At 69.9% G+C, this 16,284-nt stretch carries 16 protein-coding genes; 4 read left to right on the top strand and 12 right to left on the bottom strand.

Going from position 1 to position 16,284, the window contains the following annotated elements:
* The first annotated feature begins 55 nt into the window (after window positions 1–55).
* Window positions 56–1,051: a Bug family tripartite tricarboxylate transporter substrate binding protein gene (locus AC1DEL_RS13505; RefSeq protein ID WP_092295533.1), complete on the top strand. Its 996-nt coding sequence runs from the start codon at window positions 56–58 to the stop codon at window positions 1,049–1,051.
* 13 nt (window positions 1,052–1,064) lie between these two features.
* Here AC1DEL_RS13505 and AC1DEL_RS13500 read toward each other — a convergent pair whose 3' ends face one another.
* The 6 genes from AC1DEL_RS13500 to AC1DEL_RS13475 all read right to left on the bottom strand — a co-directional run bounded on the left by AC1DEL_RS13500 (window position 1,065) and on the right by AC1DEL_RS13475 (window position 7,896).
* Complete coding sequence (locus AC1DEL_RS13500; protein WP_092295530.1) at window positions 1,065–1,682, bottom strand: LysE family translocator; 618 nt, start codon at window positions 1,680–1,682, stop codon at window positions 1,065–1,067.
* A 35-nt stretch (window positions 1,683–1,717) separates the two neighbouring features.
* Window positions 1,718–3,316, bottom strand: coding sequence for an EAL domain-containing protein (locus AC1DEL_RS13495; RefSeq protein ID WP_092295527.1), 1,599 nt, complete (start codon window positions 3,314–3,316; stop codon window positions 1,718–1,720).
* 242 nt (window positions 3,317–3,558) lie between these two features.
* The gene (locus AC1DEL_RS13490) at window positions 3,559–4,446 is read right to left on the bottom strand and encodes an intradiol ring-cleavage dioxygenase (RefSeq protein WP_477125368.1); all 888 of its coding nucleotides are present in this window, start codon (window positions 4,444–4,446) and stop codon (window positions 3,559–3,561) included.
* Between the two features lie 122 nt (window positions 4,447–4,568).
* Window positions 4,569–5,507, bottom strand: a complete 939-nt coding sequence (locus AC1DEL_RS13485; protein WP_092295521.1) for a 2-hydroxyacid dehydrogenase — start codon at window positions 5,505–5,507, stop codon at window positions 4,569–4,571.
* 104 nt (window positions 5,508–5,611) lie between these two features.
* Window positions 5,612–7,351, bottom strand: coding sequence for an L-arabinonate dehydratase (araD, locus tag AC1DEL_RS13480; RefSeq protein WP_477125369.1), 1,740 nt, complete (start codon window positions 7,349–7,351; stop codon window positions 5,612–5,614).
* Window positions 7,352–7,476: 125 nt separating this feature from the next.
* On the bottom strand, window positions 7,477–7,896 hold the full coding sequence (locus tag AC1DEL_RS13475; protein ID WP_441592584.1) for a VOC family protein: 420 nt from the start codon (window positions 7,894–7,896) through the stop codon (window positions 7,477–7,479).
* Window positions 7,897–8,066: 170 nt separating this feature from the next.
* On the opposite strand from AC1DEL_RS13475, the gene AC1DEL_RS13470 reads away from it, so the two are divergent.
* Window positions 8,067–8,879, top strand: coding sequence for a DMT family transporter (locus AC1DEL_RS13470; protein ID WP_441592679.1), 813 nt, complete (start codon window positions 8,067–8,069; stop codon window positions 8,877–8,879).
* Window positions 8,880–8,888: 9 nt separating this feature from the next.
* Here AC1DEL_RS13470 and AC1DEL_RS13465 read toward each other — a convergent pair whose 3' ends face one another.
* Complete coding sequence (locus AC1DEL_RS13465; protein ID WP_092295512.1) at window positions 8,889–9,770, bottom strand: SDR family NAD(P)-dependent oxidoreductase; 882 nt, start codon at window positions 9,768–9,770, stop codon at window positions 8,889–8,891.
* A 280-nt stretch (window positions 9,771–10,050) separates the two neighbouring features.
* Between AC1DEL_RS13465 and AC1DEL_RS13460 the strand changes: the two genes are divergently transcribed.
* Window positions 10,051–10,293, top strand: coding sequence for a helix-turn-helix domain-containing protein (locus AC1DEL_RS13460; RefSeq protein ID WP_441644497.1), 243 nt, complete (start codon window positions 10,051–10,053; stop codon window positions 10,291–10,293).
* A gap of 22 nt (window positions 10,294–10,315) precedes the next feature.
* Here AC1DEL_RS13460 and AC1DEL_RS13455 read toward each other — a convergent pair whose 3' ends face one another.
* From AC1DEL_RS13455 to alkB, 5 genes are all read right to left on the bottom strand, one after another.
* Window positions 10,316–11,002 (bottom strand): glycosyltransferase family 2 protein, encoded by a 687-nt coding sequence (locus AC1DEL_RS13455; protein WP_092295509.1) that lies wholly within the window; start codon window positions 11,000–11,002, stop codon window positions 10,316–10,318.
* Window positions 10,999–11,601, bottom strand: a complete 603-nt coding sequence (locus tag AC1DEL_RS13450; protein ID WP_092295506.1) for an SAM-dependent methyltransferase — start codon at window positions 11,599–11,601, stop codon at window positions 10,999–11,001. The genes AC1DEL_RS13455 and AC1DEL_RS13450 overlap by 4 nt, the downstream gene beginning before the upstream one ends.
* The gene (locus AC1DEL_RS13445; RefSeq protein WP_477125370.1) at window positions 11,598–12,647 is read right to left on the bottom strand and encodes an acyl-CoA dehydrogenase; all 1,050 of its coding nucleotides are present in this window, start codon (window positions 12,645–12,647) and stop codon (window positions 11,598–11,600) included. Before AC1DEL_RS13445 ends, AC1DEL_RS13450 begins: the two co-directional genes overlap by 4 nt.
* A 121-nt stretch (window positions 12,648–12,768) precedes the next feature.
* Window positions 12,769–14,232 (bottom strand): SLC13 family permease, encoded by a 1,464-nt coding sequence (locus tag AC1DEL_RS13440; protein WP_092295503.1) that lies wholly within the window; start codon window positions 14,230–14,232, stop codon window positions 12,769–12,771.
* Window positions 14,233–14,386: 154 nt separating this feature from the next.
* On the bottom strand, window positions 14,387–15,049 hold the full coding sequence (gene alkB, locus AC1DEL_RS13435) for a DNA oxidative demethylase AlkB (RefSeq protein ID WP_477125371.1): 663 nt from the start codon (window positions 15,047–15,049) through the stop codon (window positions 14,387–14,389).
* 236 nt (window positions 15,050–15,285) lie between these two features.
* On the opposite strand from alkB, the gene AC1DEL_RS13430 reads away from it, so the two are divergent.
* Entirely contained in the window at window positions 15,286–16,281 is a 996-nt protein-coding gene (locus AC1DEL_RS13430; RefSeq protein WP_255370846.1) for a glycoside hydrolase family protein, read from the top strand.
* Window positions 16,282–16,284: the final 3 nt, after the last annotated feature.

The raw sequence follows: 16,284 nt of genomic DNA, 5'->3' as shown, positions 1-16,284 counted from the left end.
GACGTCTCAGTACAGTGGGGGGATTACATATCCAGAAAATCCCCCGGAGACCCGCATGACCATCCGCATGCCGCGCCGTGCCGTGCTCAAGGCCTGCCTTGGCGCCGCCGCCACCCTTGCCGCCCTCCCTGCCATCCCCACCTTCGCCGCCGATAGCTGGCCGTCCAAGCCGATCACGCTGGTCGTGCCTTTCGCCTCGGGCGGCACCACCGACATCATCGGCCGGGCCGTGGGCCAGAAACTGGGCGAGGCGCTGGGCCAGCCGATGGTGGTGGACAACCGCCCCGGCGCGGGCGGCACCATTGGCGGGTCCATCGTGGCGCGCGCCAATCCGGACGGCTACACCTTCCTGCTGGCCACCGTCGCCCACACCATGGCGCCGGGCATCTACAAGACCCTGCCGTACGACTTCCAGAAAGACCTGGAACCGATCGGCATGGTGGCGCTGACGCCGAACGTGCTGCTGGTCAATCCGTCGATTCCGGCCAAGACCGTGCAGGAGCTGATCGCCTATATCAAGGCGCATCCGGGCAAGGTGAACTACGGCTCGGCGGGCATCGGCAGCACCGAGCACCTCTCGGGCGAGCTGTTCCGCGCGGCCACCGGCACCGACATCGCCCACGTGCCGTACAAGGGCGGCGCGCCGATGATGACGGACCTGATCGCCGGCCAGATCCAGATGGCCATCGAGACCAGTCCGTCGGCCAATCCGCATGTGAAGAGCGGCAAGGTGAAGGCGCTGGCGGTGACCACGGCCAAGCGCTCGGCGGCCTATCCGGGCGTGCCGACCGTGGCGGAAAGCGGCGTGCCGGGCTACGAGGTGACCACGTGGTACGCGCTGATGGCGCCGCACGGCACGCCCGAGGCCGTGCGCCAGCGCATGAGCGCCGAGCTGGCCAAGGTGCTGAAGCAGCCGGACGTGCAGAAGCGCTTCGAGGAACAGGGCGTGACCGCCGGCGACATGACGCCGCCGCAGCTCGCCGGCTTCATCAAGACCGAGACCGTCAAGTGGACCAAGGTGGCCAAGGACTCGGGGGCCAAGGCGGAGTAAGCGCCCAACGCGCCTAGATCGACCGCCGGATCTCCGCCACGCCGAACGCGGCCAGCGCGAGGCCGGTGACGCGGTCGATCCACTGCCGCACGCGCTGGCCCAGCGCGTGGCGGGCGCCGGTGACCATCGCCACCAGCACGCACCACCAGGCAATCGATCCGCAGAACACCCCCAGCACCGTGGTCAGGGCGATGGGGGTCGAGAACGGCCCGCGCGGCGCCAGTGTGGCGAACAGCGCGGCGAACATGATGATGGTCTGCGGGTTGGTCAGCGTCAGCAGCAGGGCGCTGGCGAAGGCCCGGCGCCTCGAGCCGTTGCCGCGCAGCGTGGCCACGGTCTCGGTCGGCGTGTGGAAGAACGTGCGCAGGCCCAGGTAGACCAAAAACAGCCCGGCCGCCAGGTGGAGCGGCTTGTCATAGGCCAGCATGAACTGCGAGATGCCGACCAGCCCCAGCGCCGCCACCATCCCGTAGACCGCATCGCCACAGGCAATGCCAAGCCCGATCGCCAGCCCGGCACGCGGCCCCTCGGCCAGCGTGCGGCGAATGCAGAGCATGCCCATCGGGCCGACCGGGGCGGCCACCGCCAGGCCAACGCCGGCAGCGGTCAGGAACAGGGTGGACAGGGACATCGGGCCTCCTTTTTTTATCGATCTTGGGGTTTGCGTCAGGCCGGCGCCGGTGCCGCCGGCGCGGCGTTCTTGCTCAGGAACTGGGCCAGCTCCACGGCCGGCACGGGCCGCCCGAACAGCCAGCCCTGCCCGTAGTCCACGCCCTGCTCGCGCAGGTAGTCGGCCTGGGCGCTGTCCTCGATGCCTTCGGCCACCACCTCCAGCCCGAGCGAGCGCGCCATGGCGATGATATGCGGCGCCACGGTGCTGGTGGCCGCCTCCTGTCCCATCGTATCGACGAACGACTTGTCGATCTTGAGCGCATCCACCTTGAAGCTCTCCAGGTAGGAGAGGCTCGAGTACCCCGTGCCGAAGTCGTCGATATAGACCGGATGGCCGGCGTCCCGGAAGGCCTGGATGGTGTCGCGCGCCACGTCCGGCTCCAGGAAGCCGCGCTCGGTGGCCTCGATGCGGATCTGCGCCGGCGCGATGCCGGTGTCCCGCAGCCTCGCGTCGAGCACGCTCAGGAAGCGCCGGCTCTTCAGGTCCTCCGCGCCCACGTTGATCGAGACATAGAACGACGGATGCCGCCGCAGCAGCGTGCCCAGCTCGGTCAGCACGATGTCCAGCACCTGATCGGTGATCTGCTGGATCAGCCCGGCGTTCTCGGCCATCGGGATAAACAGGTTGGGACGCACCAGCCGGCCGTTACGGCGCCAGCGCACGAGCGCCTCCACGCCCACGCAGTGGTTGTCCGAGAGCGCGACGATGGGCTGGTAGTGCACCGCCATCTCGTGGCGCCGCACCGCGCCGCGCAACTCGCCCTCCAGGCTGAAGCGCCGCGTGGCGCGCCGCCAGACCAGGATGCCGAATGGCACCCCGGCGGCCAGCCCGACGATCAGCCCGCCCACCAGCAGCGCCTTCCAGTTGGTCAGCAGTGCCGCGCGCGGGGCCAGCACCACCACCGCGAACGGCATCGTGCGTGACTTGCGCAGCACTACGGCGGCGTCGTCCTCATGCTCGGCGGCGCCGCCGGTGCCGTAGGCATGGTCGGCGTAGGCGCGCTGCAGCCGGGCGAGGTTGGCGCCCTGCGTGGTGGCGAAGATGCGGCCGGCATCGGTATGCACCACGGCGAGCATGCGCGTGTCGCGGTCCACCACATCGACGAAAACCTGCGGATCGATCGACACATGGTTGCCGTTGCGGCCCATCAGGATGGTCCGACGCGGCGCGCTGAACGGGTTGGCGAGGTCGAACCAGAAGTCGTAGCCATCGGGCGTGCGCCAGTCGGGCGGCGGCAGCGGCAGGGTGCGCGCCTGCACCGGGCCCAGCAGCGCCGAGCACAGGCGGCGGCCGCGGCCATAGACGCCGGCGTCCTGGAGGAAGCGATAGCTGTAGGTGATGCGCCGGAGTTCGACGAGATTCGACGGGGAGCAGGGCTCGTCGCGGAGCTGCTCCATGTCCTGGATGGCGCTGATGGCCTGGCTCATGACCGCTTCGCCGCGCCGCAGCGCCGCGTCGGCGAACACCGCGAGTTGGTCGGCTTCGCGCCGATTGGCCTCCAGCTGCGCCATGAACACGCCGATTCCCACCGGGAACAGCGTAGCCAGGGTCGCCAGGGCAATCGTCAACGCGAGAAACCAGCTGCGCTGCATCGGAGAACATCCCCTCCTGGAGAACCGCGCCGAACGCGGCGCTCCCAAGGATGCGCCGCTCCCCATGATGTACCGGATCGTCAACGCCCGGTTGATCGGCAGGCCATCGGCCCGCCCCTGGGGAGCATAACTAACAATTACGGGTCATGTCTGGTCATTGCCGTGGATTTTGCATTTTTTCCATGGCGGGCATTGATGGAGACCTTGGCCGGATGGTGGATGGCGGCCGGAGGCCAGGGGGCCTACAGCCGCACGCCGGGGATGAGCGCGGCGGCGCGGGCGCTGCCTGCCTCCGGGGCGGCCTGCTCGCCCTGGCCGGGGGGAGGGGGCGGGCGGCGGCCATCGCGGGACAGCGGCGGACGGTCCGGCGGCGGATGATCGGAAAACCCCTCGCGCGGGGCGGTGCCGGCGGGGTCCACCACCAGCGTCAGCGTGGCCACGTAGCGGTCGTGCGCCTCGCGCACGGCGCCGAGCACGGTCTCGCCGGCCATCAGCGCGATGCCGTCGTTGCTGTTCAGCGTGCCGCGCACCTGCCGGCGCCGGTAGGCAGGGAGCTGGCTATACAGATACTCGTTGAGCGCATCGGGCAGGAAGCACTGCGTGGTCAGGTGCGCCCGGCCGGCCGGGTCGAGCACCTTCATATGCAGATGGGTGGCGCGCCCGGCGTACCAGCCGGGATAGATCGTGCGGAACATCGCCACGCCATCGGCGCCCACTGGCTGGCTGCCGCGCAGGAAGGTCTGGCCGCGCGTGGCAATGCGCTGGCCCTTGTCGTCGCGCTGGCCGTCATAGCCCGAGTACACGCCGGCGGCGTTGCAGTGCCAGAGATCCACGCGCTGGCCGGCGAGCGGGCGGCCCTGCACGTCCACCACGGTGAAGCGCACCTCGAGCGGCACGCCGGGCTGGCCTTCGGTGATGTCCTGCCGGATCTTGCCCGCATCGAAGTAATACGGGCCCTCGGTGGTCTGGGCGGTCAGGGGGAGCGTGGCGGCGGTGGCCGGCCGGGGTTCGGCGGCGGGTGCCACGCGGGCCAGCACGGTCAGGCCGGCGCTGCCCAGGCCCAGCGCCAGCAGGTGGCGCCGGCGGGGGATCGATGCTGTCGATGGTGGCGAGGCAGGAGAGTCGGGCATCGCACGCTCCGTAAAAAGCTGGAATGCCCAGTGTAGTCGCGGGGGTGCCCCGCCAGTGTTTCGCGTCTGTGTCGCCCCGGCTACACGTGGTAAACGGGGCGACCAAGGGGGCGATCGGCGGATCAGAGCGCCGATTTCACCACCGCGCCGGAGGCGAAGAAGCTCTCCAGGTTCTCGAACACGAGGCCGGCCATGGCTGCGCGCGTCTCGTGCGTGCCGCTGGCCACGTGGGGCAGCAGGACCACGTTGTCCAGGCCGAACAGCGCCTCGGGCACGTGCGGTTCGTTCTCGTAGACGTCCAGCCCGGCGCCGGCGATGCGCTTGTGGGTCAGGGCGTCGACCAGCGCGGCCTCGTCCACCACGGTGCCGCGCGCGATATTGATCAGGTAGCCCTGCGGCCCGAGCGCTTCCAGCACGCCGGCGGAGATCAGGTGGCGCGTCTCGGGCCCGCCCGAGGTGGCCACGACCAGGAAGTCCGCCCAGCGCGCCAGCGCCTCCACGGACGGCTCGAAGCCATAGGCCACGCCGTCCTGCGGCTTGCGGCCGAAGTAGCGCACTTCCATGTCGAAGCCCGACGAGCGCTGCGCGATCACGCGCCCGATACGCCCCATGCCGACGATGCCCAGCCGCTTGCCGCTGACGCGCGTGGTCAGCGGATACGGGGCCTTGGGCCACGCGCCGCGCCGCACGTAGCGGTCTGCCGCGCTGACCTGGCGCGCCGCGTCCATCAGCAGGGCGAACGCCGTGTCGGCCACGCAGTCATTGAGCACGTCCGGCGTGTAGCCCACCGCGATGCCGCGCGCGCGGGCGGTGTCCAGGTCGAGCTTGTCGAGCCCCACGCCGAAGCTGGAAATCACGCGCAGGTTCGGCAGCGCGGCCAGCATCTTGCCGTCCACGCCGGTGGCGGCCCGGGTGGTCATCGCCACGAACTCGGCGCCGTGGGCGGCCAGGTAGCCGGCGGGGTCGGTCTCGGCCCAGAGCGGGTGCACGTCGAAAGATTCGGCCAGGCGGGCTTCGGTGTGTTCGGGCAGGCGGCCGTGCTGCAGGAGGCGGGGTTTCATGCGGAATTGGTCCTGTCTGGGAGAGATCTGGGAAGAAGGGCGGGGCGCGGCCGGGGGCGGCGCGCCCGTCATTATCGGGGAGGATGCTTGCGGAAGGCTTGCGGTCAGTAGATGCTCGGCTCACCCACGGGGTCGCCGAAGTCGGTCTGCAGGAAGTCGAAGTCGCAGCCGTCGTTGGCCTGGCGGATGTGCTGCGAGAACATGAAGCCGTAGCCGCGCGCATAGCGGGGCGGCGGCGGGGTCCAGGCGGCGCGGCGGCGCGCCAGTTCTTCGTCGGATACCTCCAGGTGGATGCTGCGCCGGTCGATGTCCACCGAGATCAGGTCGCCGGTGCGCACCAGCGCGAAGGGCCCGCCGATGTACGCCTCGGGCGACACATGGAGGATGCAGGCGCCATAGCTGGTGCCGCTCATGCGCGCGTCGGACATGCGCAGCATGTCGCGCACACCCTGCTTCACCAGCTTCTTCGGGATCGGCAGCATGCCCCATTCCGGCATGCCGGGGCCGCCCTGCGGGCCGGCGTTGCGCAGGATCAGGATGTGGTCGGCGGTCACGTCGAGGCTCTCGTCCTCCACGGCAGCCTTCATCGACGGGTAATCGTCGAACACCAGCGCCGGCCCGGTATGGCGGAAGTAGCGCGGGTCGCAGGCGCTCGGCTTGATCACGCAGCCGTCCGGCGCGATATTGCCGCGCAGCACGGCCAGCGCGCCTTCCCGGTACAGCGCGTTCTCCGTCGTACGGATCACATCGTCATTGTGGACTTCGGCCCCGGCGATGTTCTCGCCCAGCGTACGGCCGGTCACGGTCAGCGCGGTCAGGTCGAGCTTGTCCCGGATGCGGCTCATCAGCGCCGGCAGCCCGCCCGCGTAGTAGAAGTCTTCCATCAGGTACTTGTCGCCGCTGGGCCGGATGTTGGCGATAACTGGCACGTGCCGGCTGGCGGCGTCGAAGTCGTCCAGCCCGATGTCATGCCCGGCGCGGCGCGCCATGGCAATCACGTGGATGATGGCGTTGGTGGAGCACCCCATGGCCATGGCCACCACGATGGCGTTCAGGTACGCCGCCCGGGTCTGGATGCCCGCCGGCGTGAGGTCTTCCCAGACCATGTCGACGATGCGCCGGCCCGACTCGGAGGCCATGCGGATATGGTTGGCGTCTGCCGCCGGAATCGACGATGCGCCGGGCAGGCTCATGCCCAGCGTCTCGGCGATGGCGGTCATGGTGCTGGCGGTGCCCATCGTCATGCAGGTGCCGTGGCTGCGCGCGATGCCGCCCTCGATGCCGATCCACTCGGCCTGGCTCAGGTTGCCGGCGCGGCGCTCGTCCCAGTATTTCCAGGCGTCCGAGCCGGAGCCGAGCACGTTGCCCTTGTAGTTGCCGCGCAGCATCGGCCCGGCCGGCACGTAGATGGCGGGCACGCCGGCGCTGGTGGCGCCCAGCAGCAGGCCCGGCGTGGTCTTGTCGCAGCCGCCCATCAGCACCGCGCCATCCACCGGATGCGAGCGGATCAACTCCTCTGCCTCGATGGCGAGCAGGTTGCGGTAGAGCATGGTGGTCGGCTTGACCGAGCTTTCGGAGAGCGAGATGGCGGGCAGCTCCACCGGGAAGCCGCCGGCCTGCAGGATGCCGCGCTTGACGTCTTCCACGCGCTGGCGGAAGTGGGCGTGGCAGGGGTTGATGTCCGACCAGGTGTTCAGGATGGCGATGAGCGGCTTGCCCATCCACTCGTCGGGCGCGTAGCCCATCTGCATGATGCGCGAGCGATGGCCCGAGGAGCGCAGGTCATCGGGGGCAAACCAGCGCGCGCTGCGCAGCGCGTCGGGCGTCTTTCTTCGAACCGTCATGTGTCTCCACCGTTGCTGTCGTCACGGCGCCTGCCAGGCAGCACGCCGTTGGGGTGTGGGTTGGAGGCACTAGTGTATTGGCACGCACACCGACCCGCAACGCCGGAGACCTGTGGCGGCGCCGGCTACTCTGCCTCGAGGATCGAGAGGATGTTGCCGGCCGGGTCCTTGAACCACGCGATGACGGGGCCGCCTTCGCCCCGGCAGATGCCGCGCGCGTCGGTCTTCAGGTCGGGTTCGTCATACATTTCAAAGCGCACGCCGTGGTGCGAGAGGTCGTCCACGGCCTTGTCGACGCTGGCGACCGGGAAGTTCAGCACCGTGAACGTGGCCGGCGCGTGGTTGGGTTTGGGGTAGAGCAGCACGTGGTTGCCGCCGGCCAGGTTGAGCGCGAGCATGCCGTGCTCCTCCGTGACCACGAGGCCGAGCGTGTTGGCGTAGAAGTCCTTGGCCATGGCGAGGTCGTTGACCGAAAATCCGCTGAAAGCATGGCTGTCCCTGAGCATGTTGGTCTCCTGGATCGGGCTGGTGGGGGGCGCCTGCATGGGCGCATCATGGCCCAGTATGGTTCATCGGCCCCCTTCCCCCAAATGACAAATCGATGATGTCCCGCCCGCCGTCCACCCCGCCGTCCACCCCGCCGTCCACCCCGCCGTCCACCCTCCCGGCACCCCCCGCCACGGCAGCCACCACGGCCGCCCTGACCGCGCTGGCGATGGTCGCCTTCGCGGCCAATTCGCTGCTGGCGCGGGCGGCGCTGAAGGGCACCGGCATCGACGCGGCCACGTTCACGCTGGTGCGGGTGGCTTCGGCCGCCCTTGTGCTGGGGGCGATCCTGCACCTGCGGGCGCGGGGCAGGGCGCGCATGGGGGGCGACTGGATTGGCGCGGCGGCGCTACTGGTCTACGCGTGCGGCTTTTCGTTCGCCTACCTGCGGCTGGCCGCCGGCACCGGGGCGCTGGTGCTGTTCGCCAGCGTGCAGGCGACCATGATCGGCGATGGCCTGCGGCGCGGCGACCGCCTGCGCGCGGTGCAGTGGCTCGGCATTGCGCTGGCGCTGGCGGGGCTGGTCTGGCTGGTGCTGCCGGGTTTGCAGGCCCCGCCGCCCGGGGCGACGCTGCTGATGGCCGTCGCCGGCATCGGCTGGGGCGTCTATTCGCTGCGGGGCCGGGGCGCGCCGGACGCGCTGGCCGCCACCGCCGGCAACTTCGTGCGCGGGGTGCCGATAGCCTTGGCGGTGAGCGTGGTGAGCGTGGGGGCGGTCGCCCAGCTTTCGGTCGACTGGCGCGGGGTGGTGCTGGCGGTGGCCTCGGGCGCCGTGACGTCCGGCATCGGCTATGTGATCTGGTACGCCGCGCTGCGCGGGCTGGCGTCCACCACGGCGGCCACGGTGCAACTGAGCGTGCCGGTGCTGGCCGCGCTGGGCGGCATCGCCTGGCTGGGCGAGCCGATGACCGCGCGGCTGGCCGTCAGCGCGGTGGCCATCCTCGGCGGGATCGCGCTGGTCATTGCCGCGCGGCGGCGCTGATTCCCCTTCTTACTTCTCTTCCACGGCGCGCGGCTCGTTCTCCACGCTCGGCACCGCGTCGCCGCTCATCGGTTCGGCCATCTTGCGGTGCTGTTCCGCCAGCACATCGGACGGCGTGACCATGGCGATGGCCGCGCGCAGCTTGTTCTGCCAGCCGGTAATCACGTCGCCCTCGCCCCGCATCATGGCCTCGAAGCCGATGCGCGCCACCTCGGCCGGATCGGCCTTCTTCTCCTGGGCGATGCGCGTGTCGAGCATGTCGGCGCGGTCGAAGAACTCGGTCTCCGTGGCCCCCGGCATCAGGCAGGTCACCGTGACGCGGGTATCGCGCAGTTCGTGGCGCAAGGCGAACGAAAACGAGTCCAGGAAGGCCTTGGTGGCGTTGTAGACCGCCTGATAGGTGCCCGGCATGAAGCCGGCGATGGACCCGGTGATCAGGATCCGGCCCTCGGCGCGCTCGCGCATGGTCTGGCCGATGTGATGGAGCAGGTAGAGTGTGCCGGTGACGTTGGTTTCCACCACATGCTCGATATCGGCAAATGCCTGGTCCAGGAAGGCGCGGCCCAGGCCGCGCCCGGCGTTGGCGCACAGCACGTCCACCTGCCGCCCGCGCGTGGCGGCCAGCAGCTTGTCCACGCCGGCCGGGGTGGAGAGATCGGCCTGGATGGCCTCGATGGTGGTGCCTTCGGTGCGCAGTGTCTGCGCCGCCGCTTCGATCTGCGGCTCGTCCGCCGCGATGATCAGGTCCATGCCGTGGTCCGCGCAGCACTGCGCGAGGTGATAGCCAATGCCCGTAGAGGCACCGGTGACCACGGCCAGCCGGCGCGTGCCGGTGACCGGGGCGCGCTCGGGATCGTCCAGGCGGTCGATGGGGGTCTCGATCGGGTCCATGGGGGTGTCTCCGTTATCGAATAGGAATTCCCTGACCGCCGCAAGCTTCGTTCCACGCCGCCGGCGCCCGCCCGGAGGGGGCCGCCTCCCTCCGTTTGTAGGGATTGCCACGGCGCGCTGCTCGGGCGAGCGTTTTATTTTGACAACATTACAAACCGCGAAGCGGGTACTTACCTATGGCATGCGTAGCCGCTTGATGTTGCGCTAGGAGGTTTTGTCAATCATTGGTCAGAATTGATAGATTTTTAACTTTTCCTGGATGACCGCGATGCTGAGAGTCATGATTTCCAACACAGATCAGCTTGGGCAAGTGCTGCAAGGCGCACGCAAGGTCGCCGGCCTGACCCAGGCGGAAGCGGCTGCCCGGCTCGACATCAGTCAAAGCCGGATTTCGCATATGGAGCTGAACCCCGAGACCATCAGCGCGGGGCAACTGCTGGCGCTGCTCGGGGCCTATGACCTCGATCTCGTCGTGCAGGACCGCGCGATCGGGGAAGCGGAAATTCAGAAGTTCGAGTGGTAAGGCCCGGATCAATCCGCCCGGCTCAGGGCAACAGCGTTTCGCCCTCGCGCAGCGCGGCAAGCGTCGCAAGATGATCGGCAAAGCCGCCGGCCAGCCGGCCACGGGCGCGCGCGCTGGTGGTCACCTGCGGCAGCGTGCTCCAGGCGATATGCGCGTTGATGGCCTGCAGCGCCTCGATCAACGCCACATCCTCGCTGACCGGGTGCGGCAGGAAGCCGCCCGCGCGCCGGTAGGCATGTGAGCAGACCCCGAGGTTGGCGCCGTGGACATGCCGGTGCCCCTCCTCGCGCCGGTAGCGCGCGGCAAACCGCACGGCCACGTGCGGCGGCTGGGGGCTCCAGTCCTCCACCGTCACCAGTCCGCAGACCGCATCGGCGCGTAGCGCAAGCTGCGCCACCAGCCAGTCCGGCGCTACGCGGCTGTCGGCATCGGTAAAGGCCAGCCAGCGCGCCTGCTGGGCCAGCAGGTGCTGGGCGCCGGCACGACGGGCCTCGCCCACGTTGCGCGCGGCAATCGTCAGGCAGGTGATGCGCTCCGGCGCGTGGCATTGGGCGATGGCGGCCGAGCCGTCGTCGCAGGCATCGAGCACAATCACCACGCGCACCGCCTCGCCGCCGAGCGCCGGATGGGTGGCGGCCATGGTCAGCGCCCGCAGGCACGCCTCCAGATGGTCTTCCTCGTTGTGAACAGGCACGACCACGCCGATCATGGCGCCTCCCGCTGGCGGAGTGGCCGCGCGTCGCGCGACCAGACTTCGAGCAGGAAATCCGGCTCCAGATGCCGCACATGGCGATGCAGCCCCGGCTGCCGCGCGATGGCAGCGTGCACGTGCCGCGTGGGCTGGGTGCGCTCGGCGAACGGCCGCAGCCAGTGGCACGCCAGGATCACGCCCGCATCGGTCAGCGCGCCGGCCGCGCGTTGCGCGGTCTCAAGCCAGGTATCCGGGGCGAAGAAGTAGCCGATCTCGCTGAGCACGATCAGGTCGAAGGCGGCCTCGGGGCCATTCGGCCATTCCGCAGGCAGGTTGGCGGTGGCCACCTTTACGTGCCTGTGCCGCGCCACGCGCTCCTGCGCGCAGGCCACGGCGCGGGGCACGAGATCGACGGCCAGCAGGTGGTCGCAGCGCGTGGCGAGGCGATCGGTCAGCATGCCGGTGGCGCAGCCGGCCTCGAACGCCGCGCCGTAGCGCGCGTCAGGCAGCGCGGCGAGCACCACGTCGCGCTTGCGGGCCTCGTACCAGAGCGACTCGAAGCCCCACGGGTCGGGGTTGTCGAACATGGCGTGGAAATCCGTGGCGGTTGCGGTCATAGCGCCCCCATATCGCTATCGTCCTGCGCCAGCCGTTGACCCAGCGCGGCGAGGTCGCGTTCGGCATGGCTCTGGCGCAGCAGCACGGGCAGGTCGGCGTACAGCGCGGCCAGCGTCGGGTTGCGGCACAGCGGGCCGGCGCCGAGCGTGTTGCCGGCGTGCTGGATCACGCGCAGCACGGCGGCCTCGATCACGGTGCGGGCGCGCATGGCCGGCACGAAGGCGTCTTCGGTGGGATGGGCGTCGATCCATTGCGCGGTCTCGCGCAGCAGCGCGGCGCTGGCGTGCAGGTCGCCGTCGATGGCGGCGAGGTGGGCGGCGGCGTGGGGATCGTCCCGCTTCTTCAGCGCCGCGCGCACGGCGTGGGCGAGCGGCAGCGCCGCACCATGCCAGCAGGCCGCGATGCCGGCCCCGCCGTGCCAGAAGCCGGGGCGGCGCAGGTAGGCATCGGGCGCGGTGAGCAGCAGCGCGGGGCAATCGTCGAACAGGACATCGCCGCTATCGGTGGCGGCCATGCCCACGGCGTGCCAGCCCTCGCGCGTGACGGTGACGCCGGGTCCGGCCATGTCGACGATGGCCAGCCGCTGCGGACCGGGCTCCGCCTGATCCAGCCAGCAGGTGACGAGCGCGTGCGAGACCTCCCAGGCGCCTGAACACCAGGCCTTGCGGCCGGTGAGGCGGGCGGGGGTGAAGCTGTCGGTGCCGCTGTCGTTGCCGGTCAGGCCGGCAATGTGCGGGATGCTGGGCGAATCATCGGTCTGCACGCGCAGGCGTGCATCGGGCGGTTCCGCCGCCCAGATCGCCCAGCTTGAGTCGGGAGCCGGCGTGGCGCCGGCGACTTCGGCGAGGATGGCCAGCGCATCGGCATGGGCCTCGAACAGCTTGATGGCTACCGCGCCCCGCCTGGCGGCGATGGTGGCGAACAGTTGCCAGCGCGCCAGCGTCTGGCCATGGCCGGGGAGGGGGATGTTGCCGCCCCGGACGAACTCGGAGATCAGGGCCCCGAGGTGGGCGTGCGCGCCGTGATCGTCCGGAAAGTCGCCCATGGTGCCTCCATCCTCGTGCCAGCATCGGAATCTGTCACTTTGGAGGGTACGCACGGCGCCGCGCGGCGCCTGCCGGCAAACGGCGCGCCGCGATGTCAGCCGAATCCCACAGGGGGTTTGGTTACGGCAGGTAGCCCAGCACGCGCCACCAGAGGTAATCCAGCGGCAGCAGCACCACCACCGTGATGGCCGCCAGCGCCAGGCACAGCCGCGTGCCGTGCCGCAGGCCCACGCCGCCCAGCTGCATGGCGATGACGATGGGCGGCGACTGGTAGGGGAAGAACACCGTCGAGAACACCGGTACCTGCAACATCAGCACCGTTTCCAGCGGCAGGCCGGTGGCGGTGGCCAGGTCGCGCGCCAGCGGCGTCATCACGGCGGGGAGCGCGGGCAGCGTCGACATCAGCCCGAGCACGGCGCCCATGGCGCCCAGCGCGCCGACATTGCCGGCGGTGTGGCCCGGCGCCAGCGGCAGCCAGTGCAGCAGCGCTGCGCTGATGGCCGTGCCGAGGCCGGTGTGCTCGACCACCGCGCCCAGGCCGAGGAAGCCGGCCACGTAGAGCAGTGGCACCAGATGCACCTGCTCGGTCAGCGCCTTGGGCGAGACCAGTCCGATGCCGGGCAGCAGGCAGACGATGCACGCCGCCAGCGAGATCCAGGCGGGCGAGATGCCGTGCCAGGCGTCCGTGGCGAACGCGGCCACGGCCAGCGCCAGCAGCACCGCGAGCAGCGTTTCGGGCTTGCTCATGGCCGTGCGCGCGGTGGCCGGCTGCGGCGTCATCGCCGCCGTTTCCGGGAACAGCTTGCAGACCAGCCAGACCAGCACCACGGTCTTCAGCGCGCCAAGCACCGGGAAATGCAGCAACAGGTAGCTGCCATAGCTCAGGTTGATGCCATAGAGCGAATTGGCCGCGCCGAGCAGCACGCTGTTGGGAATGTTGGCCGGCAGGATCGACGTGGGCGGCATGTAGCTGGCCGCCGCCACGGTCAGCACCATGCCGATGCGCCCGTTCGAACCGGGCCGGAAGCCGAGGCGGTCCGACAGCGCCAGCACGATCGGCATCAACAGCAGCACCCGGCCCGTGGTGGACGGCATCAGGAACGCCAGCCCCACCGCGCTCATGGCCACCGTGGCAATCACCTGCGGATAGGTGTTGACGCGCTTGTGGAAGATGATGTCCGCCAGCCGCAGCGCCAGCCCCGTGCCGCGCAGCGCCACGCCGGTCACCGCGCCGCCGAACATCAGCCACCAGGCTGTGGACGTGAAGCCGGAGAAGACCACCGGCGCGGGCGCAATGTGGAGGACCACTGCGCACAGGAAGAACAGCAGCGTGGCGGTCGGTTCGGGCAGTGCGCCGGTGGCCCAGCAGCACACGGTGGAGACCACCAGCGCGCCGGCCCAGATCAGCGCCGGCGGGGCCCCGGCGGCCTGGCCGGCGATCCAGACCGCGGCGATGCTGGCGGCGATCAGCAGGGCGGCGCGGATGGAGTCTGCGGGGCGGCCGGTGAACTGAGGGGCGGGTGGTGTTGCCGTCGGCTTGGCGGTGGGATTGGCGGGATTGGCGGGGGTCGAATCGGCAGGCATCGCGGGTGTCTCTTCGGAGGCCGGTCGCGCGATTGTTGACGTCTGGCGCCGGCAGCCATTTGTCGTGGTGCCGTATCGTACTGCACGCCGCAAGGCCCGTGCTGGATGCGCAACTTGTGCCCGGCGCGAGGATTTGTCGCTTGTGTTTTCCCGCTCAGCGTGTCTTGCGGAAGGTCAGGTTGATGCGCGTGCGCCCGGTGAGTGCGTGATCGTCATCGGCCAGCGGCGCAATGCCGTGGAAGACCAGCCGCGACGGGCCGCCCCACACCACTACGTCGCCATGGGCGAGCCGGATGCGCGCCGGCTTGTCGGCGCGGCGCAGGCCGCCCCAGAGGAAGGTGGCGGGCAGGCCGAGCGAGACCGAGACGATGGGCGCCCGCAGGTCCAGTTCGTCGCGATCCTGATGGAGCGAGAGCCGCGTGCCGGGCAGGTAGCGGTTGATCAGGCAGGCATCGGGCGCGAAGCCCGGATAGCCGGCGCTGGCGGCGGCGCGCTCGGCCAGCGCGCGGAACACCTCGGGCATGGGCGGCCACGGCGCGCCGGAATCGGGGTCGACGGGGTCGTAGCGGTAACCGGTGCGGTCCGAGACCCATCCCGCCTCGCCGCAGTTGGTCATGGCCACGGACATGCGCAGCCCGCCGGGGGTGATCAGGTGGCGGAACGGGGCCTGGGCGCTGACCTGGTCCACGGCGGCCAGCAGGCTGCTATCGACATCCCGCGCAAAACCACGCAGCACCACGGCGCCCGGGCCAAGGGGCTCGGTGGCGGACGGGGTGTCGGGGTCGGCGGGGAGGGCGTCGAAGAGATCGAAAGTCATGATGAGGTGAGGCGGGGCATGCCGATGATAGCGGCTCGCCGGGATGCCGGGTGGCGGGGCGTGCAACGCGTTCACGCTATCTGGGTGCCATCGCGCATCGACCAGCGTTGTAAATGGGCAAACCGGCACGGATTCCGAGTGCGCTTCCGTTATCATCCGCGAGTCCTGTCAAGGGACGGTAGCGCGGATCGACAAAAACATAGCGCGCACGGGAATAACCAGAAGGGGTCAATACGATGGAAACCAAGCAATTCGCGCCATGGCGCGGGATGACACTTGTCCGGCGCTTGCTGGGCGCGGGACTGATCGCCGGCATGCTGGCACTGGCCGCCTGTGGCGGCGGGGGCGAGGAGGCGACCAACGGCTCGCCTGGCGCCGGGGCGCCGCTGACGCCGTCCAACCCACAGGTGCCGCAAGTGCCGCCGGTGACCCCGGGGGACCCCGGCACGCCCGGCGTGACCAAGAGCGCCAAGCGCGGCGTGGCCTACGATCTGGTCAGCGCGCAGGACTTCGCGGCGCTCGCGCCGGGGGTGTCCTGGTGGTACAACTGGGCCGCCAAGCCCAACGGCACGGCGCCCGCCGATGCCACCACCAAGTACAGCATGGACTTCATCCCCATGCTCTGGAACGACAACTTCAACGACGCCGCCATCGAAGCCTGGCTGCTGGCCAATCCGCGCGTGAAGTACCTGCTGCTGATGAACGAGCCGAACCTCACCGATCAGGCCAACCTGACCCCGGTGCAGGCGGCCACCGTCTGGCCGCGCTACGAGGCCATCGCCGCCCATACCGGCGTCAAGCTGGTCGGCCCGACCATCACCTGGGGCACCATGCCCGGCTACCAGGACCCGGTGATCTGGATGGACGCGTTCTACGCCGCCTATCGCACCGCCAACGGCAACCGCGACCCGCGCATCGACTACCTGGCCTTCCACTGGTACGACTACGGCCTCGGCGGCCAGCTCGACCGGCTGATGAAGTACAACAAGCCGTTCTGGGTGACCGAGTTCGCCAACTGGCACAGCAACGCCGACGGCGCCCAGATCGACACCCTCGAGAAACAGAAACAGCAGATGAAGGAAATGGTCGCCATCTGCGAACAACGCGCCGACGTGTTCCGCTACGCCTGGTTCACCGGCCGCTGGAACAACGACATGCACTTCACCAGCCTGCTCGGCGGCGATGGGCAACTGACGGAACTGGGCAAGTACTACATCGGGCTGCCGTTCTGAGCG

It is taken from the genome of Cupriavidus sp. 10L43_2 (assembly GCF_056395265.1).
Note: the sequence above shows the minus strand (reverse complement) of the source record. Positions and strands in the feature narration are given on the sequence as shown.